Origin of the sequence: Vibrio gallicus (assembly GCF_024346875.1) — a bacterium.
Lineage (GTDB): Bacteria > Pseudomonadota > Gammaproteobacteria > Enterobacterales > Vibrionaceae > Vibrio > Vibrio gallicus.
Genome location: NZ_AP024871.1, coordinates 547,663 through 563,926, shown reverse-complemented (window position 1 = coordinate 563,926; position 16,264 = coordinate 547,663). Strand labels below are relative to the sequence as shown.

The 16,264-nt window shown below is 43.5% G+C and carries 18 protein-coding genes; 8 read left to right on the top strand and 10 right to left on the bottom strand.

The features are described 5' to 3' along the window. Positions 1-4 precede the first annotated feature (4 nt). The 5 genes from OCU28_RS02660 to OCU28_RS02640 all read right to left on the bottom strand — a co-directional run bounded on the left by OCU28_RS02660 (position 5) and on the right by OCU28_RS02640 (position 4,575). Positions 5-637, bottom strand: a complete 633-nt coding sequence (locus OCU28_RS02660; protein WP_261816819.1) for an NADH:ubiquinone reductase (Na(+)-transporting) subunit D — start codon at positions 635-637, stop codon at positions 5-7. After that, a complete protein-coding gene (locus tag OCU28_RS02655) occupies positions 637-1,404 on the bottom strand; it encodes a Na(+)-translocating NADH-quinone reductase subunit C (RefSeq protein ID WP_261816818.1) in 768 nt (255 codons plus the stop codon). The genes OCU28_RS02660 and OCU28_RS02655 overlap by 1 nt, the downstream gene beginning before the upstream one ends. After that, positions 1,394-2,635 (bottom strand): NADH:ubiquinone reductase (Na(+)-transporting) subunit B, encoded by a 1,242-nt coding sequence (locus OCU28_RS02650; protein ID WP_261816817.1) that lies wholly within the window; start codon positions 2,633-2,635, stop codon positions 1,394-1,396. Before OCU28_RS02650 ends, OCU28_RS02655 begins: the two co-directional genes overlap by 11 nt. 3 nt (positions 2,636-2,638) lie before the next feature. Beyond that, complete coding sequence (locus OCU28_RS02645) at positions 2,639-3,979, bottom strand: Na(+)-translocating NADH-quinone reductase subunit A (RefSeq protein WP_261816816.1); 1,341 nt, start codon at positions 3,977-3,979, stop codon at positions 2,639-2,641. 296 nt (positions 3,980-4,275) lie between these two features. Beyond that, a complete protein-coding gene (locus OCU28_RS02640) occupies positions 4,276-4,575 on the bottom strand; it encodes a BolA family protein (protein WP_261816815.1) in 300 nt (99 codons plus the stop codon). Between the two features lie 244 nt (positions 4,576-4,819). On the opposite strand from OCU28_RS02640, the gene OCU28_RS02635 reads away from it, so the two are divergent. The 4 genes from OCU28_RS02635 to OCU28_RS02620 all read left to right on the top strand — a co-directional run bounded on the left by OCU28_RS02635 (position 4,820) and on the right by OCU28_RS02620 (position 8,544). Then, positions 4,820-5,959: a methyltransferase gene (locus tag OCU28_RS02635; RefSeq protein ID WP_261816814.1), complete on the top strand. Its 1,140-nt coding sequence runs from the start codon at positions 4,820-4,822 to the stop codon at positions 5,957-5,959. A gap of 31 nt (positions 5,960-5,990) precedes the next feature. Beyond that, complete coding sequence (locus tag OCU28_RS02630; RefSeq protein ID WP_261816813.1) at positions 5,991-6,566, top strand: YajG family lipoprotein; 576 nt, start codon at positions 5,991-5,993, stop codon at positions 6,564-6,566. Next, positions 6,563-7,108 carry a peptidylprolyl isomerase gene (locus OCU28_RS02625; RefSeq protein ID WP_261816812.1) on the top strand — a complete coding sequence of 182 codons (546 nt, stop codon included), beginning with the start codon at positions 6,563-6,565 and terminating at the stop codon, positions 7,106-7,108. Before OCU28_RS02630 ends, OCU28_RS02625 begins: the two co-directional genes overlap by 4 nt. A gap of 65 nt (positions 7,109-7,173) precedes the next feature. Further along, positions 7,174-8,544 carry an AmpG family muropeptide MFS transporter gene (locus OCU28_RS02620; protein ID WP_261816811.1) on the top strand — a complete coding sequence of 457 codons (1,371 nt, stop codon included), beginning with the start codon at positions 7,174-7,176 and terminating at the stop codon, positions 8,542-8,544. Between the two features lie 65 nt (positions 8,545-8,609). On the opposite strand, the gene OCU28_RS02615 is transcribed toward OCU28_RS02620, so the two are convergent. Genes OCU28_RS02615 through OCU28_RS02600 form a run of 4 tightly spaced genes read right to left on the bottom strand, consistent with a single transcriptional unit; the run spans position 8,610 to position 11,849 of the window. Continuing rightward, on the bottom strand, positions 8,610-9,281 hold the full coding sequence (locus OCU28_RS02615) for a ChrR family anti-sigma-E factor (protein ID WP_261816810.1): 672 nt from the start codon (positions 9,279-9,281) through the stop codon (positions 8,610-8,612). Further along, positions 9,278-9,880 carry a sigma-70 family RNA polymerase sigma factor gene (locus tag OCU28_RS02610; RefSeq protein WP_261816809.1) on the bottom strand — a complete coding sequence of 201 codons (603 nt, stop codon included), beginning with the start codon at positions 9,878-9,880 and terminating at the stop codon, positions 9,278-9,280. The genes OCU28_RS02615 and OCU28_RS02610 overlap by 4 nt, the downstream gene beginning before the upstream one ends. A gap of 36 nt (positions 9,881-9,916) precedes the next feature. Then, the gene (locus OCU28_RS02605; RefSeq protein ID WP_261816808.1) at positions 9,917-11,254 is read right to left on the bottom strand and encodes a DUF4397 domain-containing protein; all 1,338 of its coding nucleotides are present in this window, start codon (positions 11,252-11,254) and stop codon (positions 9,917-9,919) included. Positions 11,255-11,276: 22 nt separating this feature from the next. Further along, positions 11,277-11,849: an LON peptidase substrate-binding domain-containing protein gene (locus OCU28_RS02600; RefSeq protein ID WP_261816807.1), complete on the bottom strand. Its 573-nt coding sequence runs from the start codon at positions 11,847-11,849 to the stop codon at positions 11,277-11,279. 302 nt (positions 11,850-12,151) lie between these two features. Between OCU28_RS02600 and OCU28_RS02595 the strand changes: the two genes are divergently transcribed. The 4 genes from OCU28_RS02595 to csdA all read left to right on the top strand — a co-directional run bounded on the left by OCU28_RS02595 (position 12,152) and on the right by csdA (position 15,755). After that, complete coding sequence (locus tag OCU28_RS02595) at positions 12,152-12,961, top strand: nucleoside-specific channel-forming Tsx family protein (protein WP_261816806.1); 810 nt, start codon at positions 12,152-12,154, stop codon at positions 12,959-12,961. A gap of 119 nt (positions 12,962-13,080) precedes the next feature. Beyond that, complete coding sequence (panE, locus tag OCU28_RS02590) at positions 13,081-13,968, top strand: 2-dehydropantoate 2-reductase (RefSeq protein WP_261816805.1); 888 nt, start codon at positions 13,081-13,083, stop codon at positions 13,966-13,968. After that, complete coding sequence (locus tag OCU28_RS02585; RefSeq protein WP_261816804.1) at positions 13,958-14,563, top strand: DJ-1 family glyoxalase III; 606 nt, start codon at positions 13,958-13,960, stop codon at positions 14,561-14,563. The genes panE and OCU28_RS02585 overlap by 11 nt, the downstream gene beginning before the upstream one ends. After that, positions 14,556-15,755, top strand: a complete 1,200-nt coding sequence (gene csdA / locus OCU28_RS02580) for a cysteine desulfurase CsdA (RefSeq protein ID WP_261816803.1) — start codon at positions 14,556-14,558, stop codon at positions 15,753-15,755. The genes OCU28_RS02585 and csdA overlap by 8 nt, the downstream gene beginning before the upstream one ends. Positions 15,756-15,825: 70 nt before the next feature. On the opposite strand, the gene OCU28_RS02575 is transcribed toward csdA, so the two are convergent. Continuing rightward, the gene (locus OCU28_RS02575; RefSeq protein ID WP_261816802.1) at positions 15,826-16,263 is read right to left on the bottom strand and encodes a SufE family protein; all 438 of its coding nucleotides are present in this window, start codon (positions 16,261-16,263) and stop codon (positions 15,826-15,828) included. Position 16,264 lies beyond the last annotated feature (1 nt).

Genomic DNA, 16,264 nt, shown 5'->3' with positions numbered 1-16,264 from the left:
GTCCTTACTCCTTCGCTTCTACTTGCTCTGGCTTGAATATGCGGATAACCCAAATCATAAAGCCAATCAAGAAGAACGCTGATGGTGCGAGTAGCATCATGCCGTTAGGCTGATACCAACCGCCATTGCTAGCCAAAGGAAGTACTTCCAAACCGAATAGCTTGCCTGAGCCAAACAATTCGCGGAAGAAAGCCACTGTGATAAGTACAAAACCGTAACCTAAACCGTTACCGATACCATCAAGAAATGATGGAATTGGTGCTGATTTCATCGCGTAAGCTTCTGCACGGCCCATTACAATACAGTTAGTAATAATAAGACCAACGAATACTGATAGCTGTTTAGAGATATCGTACAAGAAGGCTCTTAGTACCTCATCAACTACGATAACAAGCGAAGCGATGATAGCCATCTGTACGATAATACGTACGCTATTTGGGATATGGTTACGAATCAATGAAACAAAGAAGTTCGACAAGGCAGTTACAAACATTACTGCCAGCGTCATAACAAATGCTGTTTCAAGTTTAGTGGTTACAGCGAGTGCAGAACACACACCTAGAACCTGCAAAGCGATTGGGTTGTTATCTAAAACTGGAGCCCAAAGGTTTCGCTTCATCTCTTTAGAAAGTGCCATTAGTTCAACTCTCCTTCGCGAACTTTAGCTAGGAACGGACCAAAGCCCATGTCGCCTAACCAGAAATCGAAAGTATGCTGCACACCATTACCGGTCAAGGTCGCACCTGAGATACCATCAACACCATGTGTATCACCAGGAGCAGCACCACCTTTAACTATGCGTAATGCAGGTTTAAAGTTGTCGTCAAACAGCTTCTTACCTTCGAACTGAGCACGCCAAGTTGGGTTTTCAACTTCACCACCCAATCCAGGAGTCTCACCTTGTTCGTAGTAGGTAATACCAGAAACGGTGTTGCCATCCATCTCTACTGCAACGAATGCGTACATCATTGACCAAAGGCCTGTACCGTGAACCGGTAAAATGACGCGAGTGTAATGGCCATCTTGTTTAACTAAATAAACTGTACCGACATCTGCACGACGAATAATCTTGGCTAGATCTTTATCAGCAGCTAGGCGCTGGGATTGAGATGGGTCTTTAGCTGCACTACGTTGATCATAATGTGCTGCATCGCCTTCAACAAACTCACCACTATCAAAGTTAACCAAACGAGGTTCAATGAACTCTTGGTATAGCTCTGGAATTGGTGCATTTTCTTCAATACCAGCAACGTCGATAATCTTGCTCTGTTTATCTAATTGTGCGTTAGCTTGCTGCTTGTCGCGCAAACCAACGGCTGCAGTCGATACCACGATTGAGCACACTAAGCTCAAACCGATGACCACCGACAGCGTCTTTTTAATGCTATCGTTATTACTTGCCATAGCGTGCTTGTCTCCGCTTAATGTTCTTCTCAACAACGAAATGGTCAAACAATGGTGCAAATAGGTTCGCAAATAGGATAGCCAGCATCATACCCTCTGGGTAAGCTGGGTTAACTACACGAACAAGCACACACATGACACCGATTAGAGCACCGTACCACCACTTACCCTTATTGGTAAATGAAGCGGATACAGGATCTGTTGCCATAAATAACATACCAAATGCAAAGCCACCCAATACTAAGTGCCAGTACCAAGGCATGCTGAACATAGGGTTAGTATCAGAACCAATCAAGTTGAACATGGTTGCCGTTGCAATCATACCAATCATAACACCAGCAATAATGCGCCAAGACGCAATACCCATATATACGATCAGTGCCGCACCGACAAGTAACCATAGCGTTGATACTTCACCGATAGAACCTGGAATGTTACCAACAAATGCATCCATCCAAGTGATAGCTTGTTCGGTTACATTATGAACTAGATGACCTTGTCCGCCTTGAGACCATTGACTCAATGCAGTTGCGCCAGAGAAACCATCCGCAGCAGTCCATACTAGATCACCAGATATTTGTCCTGGGTATGCAAAGAATAGGAATGCACGTCCTGCAAGAGCAGGGTTAAGGAAGTTACGACCAGTACCACCAAAGATCTCTTTGGCAACCACAACACCAAAGGTAATCCCAAGTGCTGCTTGCCATAAAGGCAGCGTTGGCGGAACGATTAAGGCAAACAAGATAGAGGTAACAAAGAAGCCTTCATTCACTTCATGCTTACGCACGATACAAAATAGTACTTCCCAGAAACCGCCCACAATAAATACAGTGGCATAAATAGGCAGGAAGTAGGTTGCTCCGAGCAACATCTTACTGCCCCACCCCGCATCAGCACTTATTGAGCCACCTAGTAATTCAGTAAACCAGTAATGCCAGTCTCCTGAAACAATAGCGGCTAACTCAGTACCAGAATGCAAGAAAGTCAATGCACCTATTGCTTGGTTACCGGCGTTATACATACCCCAAAACATTGCTGGGAATACCGCAAACCAAACCATAATCATGATACGTTTCAAATCAACGCTATCACGCACGTGTGAACGAGTCGCAGTTACAGTGCCGGGAGTATAGAAAAGGGTAGCCGTTGCTTCATAGAGTGGGTACCACTTTTCAAACTTACCGCCCGCTTCAAATTGCGGTTCGATATCTTCGAAAAACTTTTTCAGCATGGGTTAACCTTCCTTCTCAATAGTGTCTAAGCAATCACGAAGCATCTCACCATACTCATACTTACCAGGGCAAACATAGGTACATAAAGCAAGGTCTTCTTCGGCTAGCTCTAGAACACCTAGACGTTGTGCACTATCTAAATCACCCGCGCACAAATCACGAAGCAATAACGTTGGTTCCATATCAAGTGGCATTACTTTTTCAAAGTTGCCGATTGGAACCATAGCGCGTTCACCACCATTGGTTGATGTGGTTAAGTTAAATAATTGTCCTTTAAACAGATGCCCAAGGAATGAACGAGTTACAGAGAACTTATTTTTACCTGGCATAGCCCAACCAAATAGTTCTTTATCACGCCCTTCACGCAATGCAGAAATTTGACTGTGATAGCGTCCAAGGTAGGCATGTACTCCAGCCGCTTTAGTACCACATAGAATCGAACCAGAGATAAGGCGAACCTCTCCTGGCATTAGCTCTTTTTCTGCTAACTCAGTGATACTTGCGCCAACTGTAGTTTTTACCAAACGTGGATTGCTAACTACAGGTCCCGCTAACGACACTACGCGTTCAGAGTCAATTTCACCGGTTGTGAATAGATTACCAATAGCAATCACATCTTGATAATTGATGCTCCAAGCGACATGTTCAGCATTGACTGGATACAAGAAATGCATATGTGTACCAGCCAGTCCCGCAGGGTGCGGACCATCAAAGACATGCTCTTCAATGTTTGATTGTGAAGAACGAGGCAGAGATGCGCCCTTCTTACACACGTAAACCTTCTCGTCAGTTAGAACCGAGAGAACATCAAGACCCGCAATGAATGCTTCTGATTGAGAATTGATAATCACTTCAGGGTTTGCCGCTAATGGATTGGTATCCATCGCAGTAACGAAGATCGCATTTGTTTTTGAGTCAATTGCAGGAACCTTGCTGAACGGACGAGTTCTCAAAGCAGTCCACACACCAGAGTCAACTAACTGTTTACGGATGATACTTTCATCCAAGTTAACCAATTGCTCTTGCGTGTATTTGTCGAAAGTAATTTGCTCATCGCCTGCTATTTCAATAACAACAGACTGCAAAACACGTTTCGCACCACGGTTAACTTCAATAACCGTGCCACCTTGTGGAGCGGTAAAGATAACCCCAGGGTTCTTTTTATCTTCAAAAAGAATCTGGCCTTTCTTTACGCTATCTCCCACGCGTACATGCATCGTTGGACGCATACCCACGTACTCTTCGCCAAGCAAGGCGACTTTTGAGACGGGATTACCGTCATTAATCACCTGGGTGGGAGCTCCCGATATAGGAAGATCCAAGCCCTTATTTATTGTAATCATACGCACTTGCACTATTTTCCAGGAAAAAAATGGGTGTCTGCCAAGACGCTCTATCTTGGCCTAAGCGACCCGACATAGAGTCGATTCGCTATTATATTTTTGTAGTTTGAAGCTCTAGGCTATAACAAGCCTGCTCCGGGCGGAGGATTATAGCACCCCACTAATTTGTATTCTATGTGCTGGGGCATCCAAACCCATTATTCTGAATCCACAAACCCACACATAACCCAGTAATGTGACACCGATCACAGAAAGAAATCTTTAACTCTGCATTCTTTCTCTTAATACTGAGGTTGTTACTCACCACCTCGGCATGGTGGGCTTTCAGGAATACTCTGCTGTTGCCACTCCAATTTAGTTAAGGTATGCATCGACAATGCATGTAGACCTGCTGCAAACTCGTCACTCAGTGTTGAGTTAACTAATCTATGTCTGGCAATTAAGCGTAAGTTTTCAAATTTATCACTAACAATAACAACCTTAAAATGGCTCTCTGAGCCCGGCGGTACATTATGTTTATGGCTCTCATTTATAACCTGTAAATGAGTGGGAGTTAGCGCTTGATTTAACTTCTGTTCGATAACCTGCTGTAGCATATTGATTCTCTTTATTTTGGTCTTCGAGTATCTATACCCAGATTCTTACAAACAATTTAAGTGGGTATAAGTATAATCCATAGCGCTACTTTTAACGCATCCGTAACATAAATGTAAAGCTAGATATCTCATTGTTAGATTAAAATAACAATCTCGATATTTTAATCAATTCTTCAGGTATCAGTCGCAAAAGAAAACCTGATTTGAGACAATGGACAAAGACTAAGATCACTATTTTAACAATATGAAAATCAATCTATCACAGCACGGTCAAAACCTGAGCCTTATGCGCTTCCCCAAGCAAGCAAAAGAAACACTGCAAGCTTGGGATGCAGGGGATGAATATATCATTGACCATTTCATGCAAGCCCCGCTCCCCAAAGGCAAGCACATACTGATACTAAACGACCAATTTGGCGCGTTAAGCTGTTGGTTTTCAAAGGACTATAAAGTGACTATGCAGACTGACTCTCATATCAGCTGGCTAGGTACTCTTAAAAACCTGCAACGTAATGATTGCAATAAGGTTTCCCTTATACGCTCTACTGAATCCTTGCCTGAAAAGATTGACTTGGTATTAATGAAGATCCCAAAGAATAATCGTTACCTAGTATGGCAACTGTCTCAATTGAAGCTCAACATCAAAGCGACAACCCCAGTTATTGCGGTAAATAAGGCTAATCTAATTCATAGCTCTACCTTAAACCTGTTTGAACAATACCTAGGACAAACCCATACCTCATTGGCACAAAAAAAGCATCGCCTCGTCTTTAGTCAGGCAAATGCCATCCAACCGAAACAGGTCGCATCAAGTACAACTTGGGACGTGAGTGAACATCAAATAACACTAGAAAACTTGCCGAATGTATACTCAGGTGAAAGCCTTGACCTTGGCGCCCGTTTTTTACTAGAGCACCTTCCAAGTAGTGAACAAGATCGACGCATTATCGACCTTGGCTGTGGCAACGGCGTACTTTCAGTAAAGATTGCGCAATTAAACCCTAATGCCCACATTACCAGCGTTGATGAAAGCTATATGGCGGTTGAATCAGCGAGAAGAAACCTCTTCAATAACCTTGGTGATCAACAGCGTTTTACATGCAAGGCTAATAACTGCCTCGACAAATTTGAACCGCGTAGCTGTGATCTCATTCTATGCAATCCGCCTTTCCACCAGCAAAACACAATTACTGACCATATCGCGTGGCAGATGTTTAATGATGCAAAACGCACCCTAGATGCTAGTGGTGAACTTTGGGTAATTGGTAACCGACATCTGAACTATCCTGCAAAGCTGTCGCGCCTGTTTGGTAAAAACAACGTCAATGTTGTGGCTAGCAATAGCAAATTTGTAATCATCTGTGCTACAAAAGCAATAGGTTAACTCCATTCTCATATTTAAAAAGGACATAATAATGAGACATTTACTGATTGCGGCTTGTACTATGCTCGCACTAAGCGGTTGTGCAAGCCCAACATCAGAGCAGTTAAATTTCACCCCCACTACAGATAATAGCCAGATTGCACTTCATCAAGCTAAATCTGTCACCCTGACTACAAAGGATATTCGTACCGCCCAATATCTTGCCTTGGTTAAAAAGAACGAAGATAAAGCACTACCAATACACGCTAAGCAAAATGTTCGAGTCGCACTAAACAATGCCTTACAGGGGGCTTTGCAAAAGCAAGGTTTCAACATTGTGCCTAACAGCGATAATCACATTCAGCTTGAGGTCCAAGAGGCACTAGTGCGCGTAAGCTCTTCAACCTTTAGTAATCAAATGCAAGCCAAAGTAACCCTAACGGTTACAGCTGAAACCAAAGCCGGTAAATTTGTAAAAACCTATACTGGCAGCGCAAAGGGTGAAAACTCTATGGGTGCATCGAATGAACAAATCGAACATATTATCAATCACGTATCTAAGCTAGTGCTCAATGAAATCACTAATGATGTTGAGCTTATCGATTACATGGAGGAAACCTTTAAATGATAAGAAATCTATTACTTTGCTGCGCACTCTTTAGTGCCAGTGTTTGGGCAAATACCAAGGTCGTATTTGAAACAACTCAAGGCAATTTCACCATTGAATTAAATGAGCAGCAAGCTCCACAAACCACTAAAAATTTTATGAAGTATGTGGATGATGGTAGCTATGAGGGCACTATCTTTCATCGTGTTATCAAAGGTTTTATGGCTCAAGGTGGCGGCTTCGATAAAGAGATGAAGCAGCGCCCAAGCTATGCACCTGTAAACAATGAAGCCAGTAACGGGCTTCAAAACCAAACGGCAACCGTAGCTATGGCTCGCACTAATGATCCAGACTCAGCCACTCGCCAGTTCTTTATTAACTATTCAAACAATGATTTTCTTAACTACTCATCATCAAACCCTGGTTATACCGTATTTGGTAAAGTTAGCTCTGGATTTGATGTGGTAAAGAAAATGGCAACGGTTCCAACCAAAACCCAAGGTTTCATGAAAGATATACCAGTAACTCCAATCGTTATAACTAAGGTTACTGTACAAAAGTAATACCGCTCACCACCGGCTAGGGGCGTTGCATACGCCCCTTTTCTAGCCCACAAAAAGGAACACCAATGTCAGAGAAACTGTCTTGGGGACAAACGATTCGTAGCTATATGGACAAACGCTTGATGTGGGTGTTTATGCTTGGCTGTTCTAGTGGTTTCCCATGGGTACTCATTGGGTCAAATATGTCAGGATGGCTAAAGGATGCGGGCCTCACCCGCTCTGCTATTGGCTATTTTGGTTCAGTATTTGCCGTGTATGCGATTAACTTTATGTGGGCTCCGCTGGTTGACCGAGTCAAACTTCCTATTTTGCACCGTTTTCTTGGACAAAGGCGCTCTTGGATACTGCTCTGCCAAGCTATTATTCTTGGTTGCACGATCGTCATTTCAGGGGTTGATCCTGCAAAAAGCTTAATGTTTACCTCAATGTTGGCGCTTTGTATTGCGATTGCCTCCTCAACACAAGACGTAGCTATAGACGCATACCGTATTGATACCTTTCCTAAAAGTGAAGCCTCTAAGCTGCCGCAAGCATCAGCAATGGCCGTGATGGGGTGGTGGACTGGATATTCTCTACCTGGCTATCTGGCGTTCGTTAATGCCGATAGTATTGGATGGAATGGGGTCTATGTCGGCATGGCAGTGATTGTCGGTATATTAATGCTATTTACTTTACTGGTTGGGGAACCCAAAACTAATCGCAGCTCTTTACAAGCAGAAGCTGAACAGCGACACGCCAAAGTCGTTGGCTCTCCTATTATAGCTTGGTTTAGTGTCACCCTTATTGAACCCTTTGCTGACTTCTTTAGGCGCAATGGCACTCGCGTGGCTTTAACGTTACTGCTATTCGTTTTCTTATTTAAGATTGGTGAGGCGTTCCTTGGTCGCATGTCAATTCCATTCTACAAAGAGATAGGCTTTAGCAATGAACAAATTGGCGACTACTCTAAACTTATCGGCTGGGGAGCTACCCTATTTTTCACCCTTGTCGGGAGTATGTTTAATGTAAGGTTTGGGATTGTTAAGGGACTCATGATCGGTGGTATTGCGATGTCGAGTAGCAACCTAATGTTTGCATGGATGGCAAATACAGGACCAAATGAACATTTATTCCTTGCTACTATTTTAGTCGACAATTTCACTACCGCTTTCTCTACAGTAGCCTTTGTTTCATTCTTAACCATACTGACAGGCCAAGCGTTTTCAGCCACTCAATATGCGCTACTGGCATCTCTTGGTAACCTAGGAAGAACTACTTTGGCCTCCTTTAGCGGAGAACTTGTAGACTACCTAAATGATTGGTCACTGTTCTTTATCTTGACAGCGGTGATGGTAATCCCAAGCTTGATCATGCTGTATTCACTACGCCATTATTTCTCAGATATACTAGAAAAAGCACGCAAGCGAGATGTGGAGATAGAATGTAAGCACTCCTAACCATCTCGTTGGCATAAAATAAATAGGGGAGCTCTCGCTCCCCTATTTATTGCTTAAAATCCATATTACGGATACATACCACGCCCAAACAGATTAAATATTCGAGCTGGCCCCTGAGTGAACACCATCGGCTCACTTAATACGGTCAAACACAGACAATCTTGCCCTACTTCTGTTCTTGGTGAGTGCCTTGTGGTGGAATCTGCAATGGTGAAATCCCCCTCTTGATATTCACCCTCTTCGTCCACGAAACGGCCATGAAGTACTAAGGTTGTTTCAATTCCCTTATGAGTGTGCTGAGGAACCTGAACTCCGCCACTAATATACAATAAGCTGACACGTTCATTTTCATCAATATCAAAGTTTGCGCTATAGACCTTCCCCCCGTAACTCTTCCAATCATTCAGTCTATGAGTAAGGCTATGCAGTGCTCGTGGCAGAACAAACTCTTTGCCATTCACAGTTACCTTGATGTCTCCATCAATGCGAGGTACTAACGAGGCTGGCTGTAAATTGGTGATGTCGTTAAACATCTGCTCCATATCAAAGGACATGTCTTGTTGTGCTTGTGGAAAGTGCTCAAACTCTTGAGAGGCTTGTTTTGCCTCCAGCTTTTCAACCTCAGCCTGACATTGTGGGCAAGTCTCTAAATGAGAAGCGATCGTTATACCATTGCAAGCATCTATCGTCCCATTTGCGTAAGCGGTTAGTAATTCTATGCTTGGATGATGTTTCATACTTGATCCGCCCTTATCGAGTCCTTTAGTTTTTCAACCGCTAATCTTAATCTAGATTTTACGGTTCCCAATGGTATATCAAATTTATCAGCCACCTCTTGATGAGGTAATTCATCTAGGTAGATGGCTTTGATTACTTCTTTTTGTTTAATAGGTAAAGTATCGAGATAGCGCACGATCTGTTCACGAAGCATACTTCTCTCAGGTGAATAGTGATCCACTAAATCAGGTGGGCAATAATCATCTGGCCAAATATCTTCAGAGTAAACGTGCAGTTGTTTACCTCTTTGCTTTCGCAACATATCAAAACAAAGGTTTCTGGCTATGGTATAGATCCATGTTGAGAGCGCGCTCTTACTACTGTCAAACAGGTGAGACTTTTGCCAAACCGCTGCCAGAGTCTCTTGCACCAACTCCATTGCAACTTGTTCGTTTCCCATATGCTTATAAGCGAATTGCTTCAAGCGAGGAGTGAAATAACGAAATATGTCAGCAAAAGCCTGTTTGTCACCTTGTTGAACCTTAGCCATACACTCAGCCCATTGCGCCTTCGTGGGTCCTGAAGACGAGGAGCTTGTAGCCTTGGTTATGGTTTCCATGTATCACCTATCAGGTTGAGAGGGGTTCCCCCTCCATCATTCAGTTATATCTGCAGCAAATAGTCCACCGTTGGTTGCAATGGCTTTGTATACCTTGCCATCTTCTAATGTAACCTCTGTTGGACCTAAGATTGGTGTCTTGCTACCCGGAGCAGTTACTGTGACAAAATAGGTACCACCAGCAACATAAATATCCTCTATAAAACTTGTATACGTAAAGTTAACCAGTGCAGGATCACTATTAATAATATTTCCATCACTCGTTAAGTGTATGTCAACCTCAGCCGCAGCGGACACAGAGGCAGCATGTAGCACATTCAGGGTAGCACTGGTTGCTACAGGGCGACGTTTATCAAGGATAACAAGCGGTGCAATATCGGGTAGATCATTGATAGCGTATACGCTGTAATTAACCCCCGGCGCCAACTCCGTATCGGCGGCATCAATTTGCAATACACCTGGATTATCAAAGGCGTACACGCCAAGGTCATAGGTTGCAGAGTCAAGTGGCACGTAATCCGTTACATCGGTAAACGACAGGTCAGAAATTGCCTCATTGCCATTAACTGAAACATCGACAACGGGTGTGTTAGAAGAGAGATGACCAACTCTTATTTCTGCTTGGTCATTCACATCATGAACCACAAAAGAGGTAGTGCCATCCATAACCAATAGTTTAACCGGAGATGAGCCCGTTATCTTATGTGTGTTTGGAATCGCAGCCACAGTTAATTCAGCACCTTCGGGTAAGGCAACACTACCTGAATCAAAAGCGACGGTTGTGCTACCAGCCAAAGCTAAGCGAATTCGGTATTCTCCACCAGGCACAAATACTACCCCCGTAAAGTCTTTGTATGCCAAAGTAGCAAGCGCGGTTGCAGGATCGATATTGGCATCCGGCGCGGTAACATGAACATCCACATCTGGAACACCTGGGGCCGCATGAACCGCCTGCACATCAACGGTTGTGACATCACCATCACCAGCACTGTCTCGGGTTATAATTAACGGTTCTACAGCAAACTGTGAACTTGGATCTGCCTGCCCTACAACCATAATTGTATATAAGGTATTTGGGTCAAGGTCTAACACCGTTCTAGGGACTACAGTTGCCACATCTCCAGCGGGAAGCTGCACATCAACCTGCACTGAATTTTCACCATCTTCTAAGCTGACATATCCCGATGCCGTTGCGTAATCCACACCACTTAGCGCAGGCTCATCGTTAACAATGACATTGGCAAGTGGTGCATCGGATAAAGCATGCACAGCCTGAACGTGGCTTTGAGTTGCATTGTCATTATCATCATCGTTACAGCCTACTAAGATTAAAGCTGAGGTAGCCAGCACTGCAGGTAAATATCGTTCTAACATGATGTTATCTCCGTAATTTTTCTCACTGCGAATCAATTGCTTGGCAAAGAAATTTAAGTGCTTCACCACAATCGGACTGAGAAGTAAGGTGTTCAAATTGCTGACATTCTATAGGTAGGATCTCCAACCATCTCTGGCTAACCCAGCTTGCATCATCAAAAAAGCAATGCGGATAAAGACGCCTGATCTCTGGAAATTTCTGATACACGCGTTGAAGTTGGTTGCTAATAAATAAAGAGGATTGATTGAGCTCTTGACTGCTCCAGTTACTCAGAAGATCGACTTCTGCGCACCTTAAGCCATCGAACTCACTCCATACCCTTTTTAACTTAAAGCGTCGTGTACCAACGATAGTGACCCCAAGAAAGCCATCATCTAGCTGTTCAAAATCAATAATTTTAGTGAGTGTTCCAACACGAGAGACATTATTTGGAGATGACAAAGATGGGTCTCCAAGCAAACAGATCCCAAATCCTTGATCCTGCTTACAGCAATCGCTAATCATCCGATTGTAGCGGGGCTCAAAGATCCTAAGAGTCATTTTCCCCTCAGGGAGTACGACCGAACTTACAGGGAATAACTTGATTACCGACATATTGCACTTCCATATTTCAATCTCAAATATTGTTACGCTGCCCTTCTTTAATCGATCACTAATTAACAACAAGCAGCTAAAAATGGCGTGAATATATTGAGCAACTTAATATCGACGCACCTTATCCATAGTTATGAGATCAAGATCACACACTTAGATGGAACTTTTGCAAAAAAGTGCTTTCATTTGTGGGTGAGATCTCTATTATTCGAGCCACGAAATCGGTTGCTTTGGAAAAGTAACCACAAACAGCTAATAATTAGCTGATTTCTATCGCAAACAACTTTTGAGTATCTTTTATTATGCGCAAATCTTTATTGACACTTGGACTACTAGCAGCAACATCAGCTCCAGTATTAGCAGCTGACTACACCGATGGTGATATCCACAAAAATGATTACAAGTGGATGCAATTTAACCTTATGGGTGCTTTTAACGAAAAAGGTGCTGGCCCTGAATCTTCTCACGATTACCTAGAAATGGAATTTGGCGGTCGCTCTGGAGTCTTTGACCTATACGGTTATGTTGATGTATTCAACTTGCTGAGCAATCCTAGTTCAGATAAAGATGGCCAAGAAAAGATGTTTATGAAGTTTGCGCCTCGTGTTTCTCTTGATGCATTAACCCATAAAGACCTTTCTTTTGGACCTGTACAAGAGCTTTACGTAGCTACTTTGATGGAATGGGGCGGAAATTCTGGTGTAAACACACAGAAAATTGGTCTAGGTTCTGACGTAAACGTACCTTGGTTAGGAAAAATTGGTCTTAACTTCTACGGAACTTACGACTCAAATTCAAAAGACTGGAACGGTTACCAAGTATCTACCAACTGGTTCAAACCTTTCTTCTTCTTCGAAAACGGTTCATTTATCTCTTACCAAGGTTACATCGATTACCAATTCGGTATGGAAGATAAACAAAGCTATCAAGCAAGTAATGGTGGTGCGATGTTCAATGGCATCTACTGGCACTCTGAACACTATGCTGTTGGTTATGGCTTGAAACTTTATCACAATGTATACGGATTCGAAGACGGTCAAGCTTTACCTTGGGCTCCAGTAGCTGATTCTTCAGGCATTGGTCATTACGTTTCTGTTACTTACAAGTTCTAAGAACTGTATAACCTCATGCTCAAATAGGCGCCGATGGCGCCTTTTTTTATGCTTTTTATTCGCCCGATTCCGGTAAAAGCAGTATCCTTGCTCTGATTTAGTTCCTATGGGAGAAGAGTGTGAAGATCGCGGTTGTAGGAATGGGAGCGATTGGTTCCCTATTTGCATATTCATTGAGTCAAGATGGTCATCAGTTAAGTTGTTGGACAAAAGGCCAACACAGCACCCTGTCTATTGCTTTAGACAAGGATAACATCCGCTCTTTTCCTACCAATATCCCATCACAACTAGAGCAGTGCGAACTGGTTATTGTCTGTGTTAAATCATGGCAGCTACAACAGGCTCTGAAGCAGGTCTTACCCTACATACCGCTTGCTGTCCCTATATTAATTTCACACAACGGCATGGGCGCGATTGAGCAATCAAATAAGCTACTTATAAACCGTCCAATATTGTTTGCCACCACCACCCACGCCGCTCTAAAGCCATCTTCAAATCAGGTTCTACATACCGGCTGGGGACAAACCACCATTGGCCCGTATTCAGAACAAGCCCGCAATTTAACGTGGGTAGTGGATTTGATTAATCATGCCTTGCCTGTCGCAAAATGGGAAAAAAACATCAAACAGGCGCTATGGCATAAACTGGCTATAAATTGCTGCATAAATCCCCTTACTGCACTATTAAACTGTCGTAATGGTGCGTTAGATACCCCAGATACAGCCAATACGATCAAGGCGATATGCTCAGAAGTCAGCCTAGTCATGCAAGCTGATGGATTTCAGGTTCACGCATCGCAACTTGATCAAACCGTTAATTCAGTGATAAAGGCCACGGCAAACAACTATTCTTCCATGCATCAAGATATCGCGCATCATAGAAAAACTGAAATCGACTATATTACAGGGTATCTGCTACAACGTGCTAAAATTCACACAATAGACACCCCACACAATCTAAAGTTATATCAAGAAATCAAACAGTTAGAGGTTGGCAATGACAATTAAAGCCTTAGTTCCCATAGCTCAAGGAACCGAAGAGATGGAAGCTATCACCATCATAGATACCCTAATTCGCGCCGACTATGAGGTTACAGTAGCCAGTGTTGATTTCGAAGGCAGGCTACAGCTTACCGGATCAAGAGGTATCCCCTTGGTTGCGCAGAAAAAATTGGTCGAGGTTGCGGATGAAGAATTTGACGTTATCGCCCTCCCCGGTGGTGTGGCGGGAGCTGAGGTATTTCGTGACAGTATTCTATTAGTCGAGATGATCAAACAGCAAAAATACGATGGTCGACTCAACGCAGCTATATGTGCAAGCCCTGCGCTGGTGTTTATCCATCATGATATCTATCCAGATACATTAATGACATGTCATCCACACTTTCAGTCTAAGATCCCTAGTGATTTGTGGCGCCCAAAGCGCGTGACCTACGACTTAAATAATAAGGTTTTGACTAGCCAAGGGCCGGCAAGCGCATTTGAGTTTGCTATTGAGATCATCACCCTGCTATCAGGAAAAGCATTTGCATGGCAAGTGGCTGAACCCATGGTTCCTCTACCAAACTTAAACCTATCTGATTTAGGAGAAAAACGTGTTTGATATACAAGCGGTAAGAGCTCAGTTTCCCGCCTTAAGTAATGTACCGTTTACCTACCTAGATAGCGCGGCTACTACCCAAAAACCACAAGCAGTTATCGATGCAATTACTCACTATTACACCCAGAGCAACGCGAATGTGCATCGTGGTAGTCATAGCTTAACCACTCAAGCGACCACTCAATTTGAGCAGGCGCGTGAAACCGTATGCCGCTTTATCAATGCCCAATCAACAAAGGAAATTGTCTGGACACGCGGCGCTACTGAGGCGATAAATCTTATCGCTCAAACCTACGCTAGAAACAGCCTAAAATCAGGTGATGAGATATTAATTAGTGAGATGGAGCATCACGCCAACATTGTTCCTTGGCAGTTAGTCGCCACACAAACTGGCGCTAAGATAGTTAAAATTCCGATGACAACTGATTGTCAGTTGGACCTAGATGCCTATAAAGCACGACTAACCCCTAGAACGAAGATTGTTGCTATCAGCCACGTATCTAACGTCACCGGTACTCGCCATCCTATCGAAAAAATGATAGCCATAGCTAGGCAGAATAACTGCGTGGTGGTGGTTGATGGTGCGCAGGGTATTGTCCATGAGACCGTAGATGTTCAGGCTTTAGGTTGTGATTTCTATGTCTTCTCAGGGCATAAGCTATTCGCTCCAACGGGAATTGGCGTATTGTATGGACGCTTACCCTTGCTTGAGGCGATGCCACCTTGGCACGGCGGAGGTAAAATGGTGCACAAGGTCAGTTTTGAGGGAACCTCGTTTAGTGATTTGCCCGGTAAATTTGAAGCCGGAACACCTAACGTAGCTGGCTCCATAGCTCTGGCTACTGCAATCAATTGGTTGCAAGGTATCGACATGCAACACGCAGAGCAACATATTACTCGATTACAGCACCAAGCCTACCAAGGATTGTCGGCTATCGAGGATGTAACCGTTATCGGTTATCAAGAGCAAGCCAGCGTCATTAGCTTTGTCATAGATGGTGTTCACCACCAAGACATCGCCACCTTGCTCGATCAACAAGGTATTGCATTAAGGGCTGGACATCATTGTGCCCACCCATTTATGGATGCTTTAGATATTAAAGGGACGGTACGTGCATCCTTTGCTTTGTATAACAATATGGATGATGTGCAGAAGCTTATCAGCGCCGTAGAAAAAGCCGCAGATATGCTGTAGTAAGGAAAGTAGTCTATTTTGATAATATAAAGAGTCCTTAGTTTGGGACTCTTTATATTTAAAAGCGGTTTTAAATCATCTGTTTTATCTGCTCGACAATCGCCTTTAGGCCATTGCCACGAGATGGACTCAAGTGCTCAATGAGTCCTAATTTAGCAAAGTAACCCTCGAGATCGAACGCCTGTATTTCATCACCCGTTCTATTATTAAGGGCAGCCAAAGCAATCGCGATAAGACCACGCACGATACGTGCATCAGAATCAGCAGAAAAATGCCATTTCCCTGCAACGTATTCACCGGTCAGCCATACCTGACTCTCACATCCCGCAACCGTAACATCAGCATTTCTTTGCGACTGCGATAACACAGGTAACTTCTTACCCCATTGGATAACCTGACGATAGCGCTGCTCCCAACCAGACAGCGTCTGCATGGTCGCCACTATCTCATCGTGGTTTATACTATATCCAAATGGGTTATTTTGGGCAAAATCTGAAAGTTGAGCCATA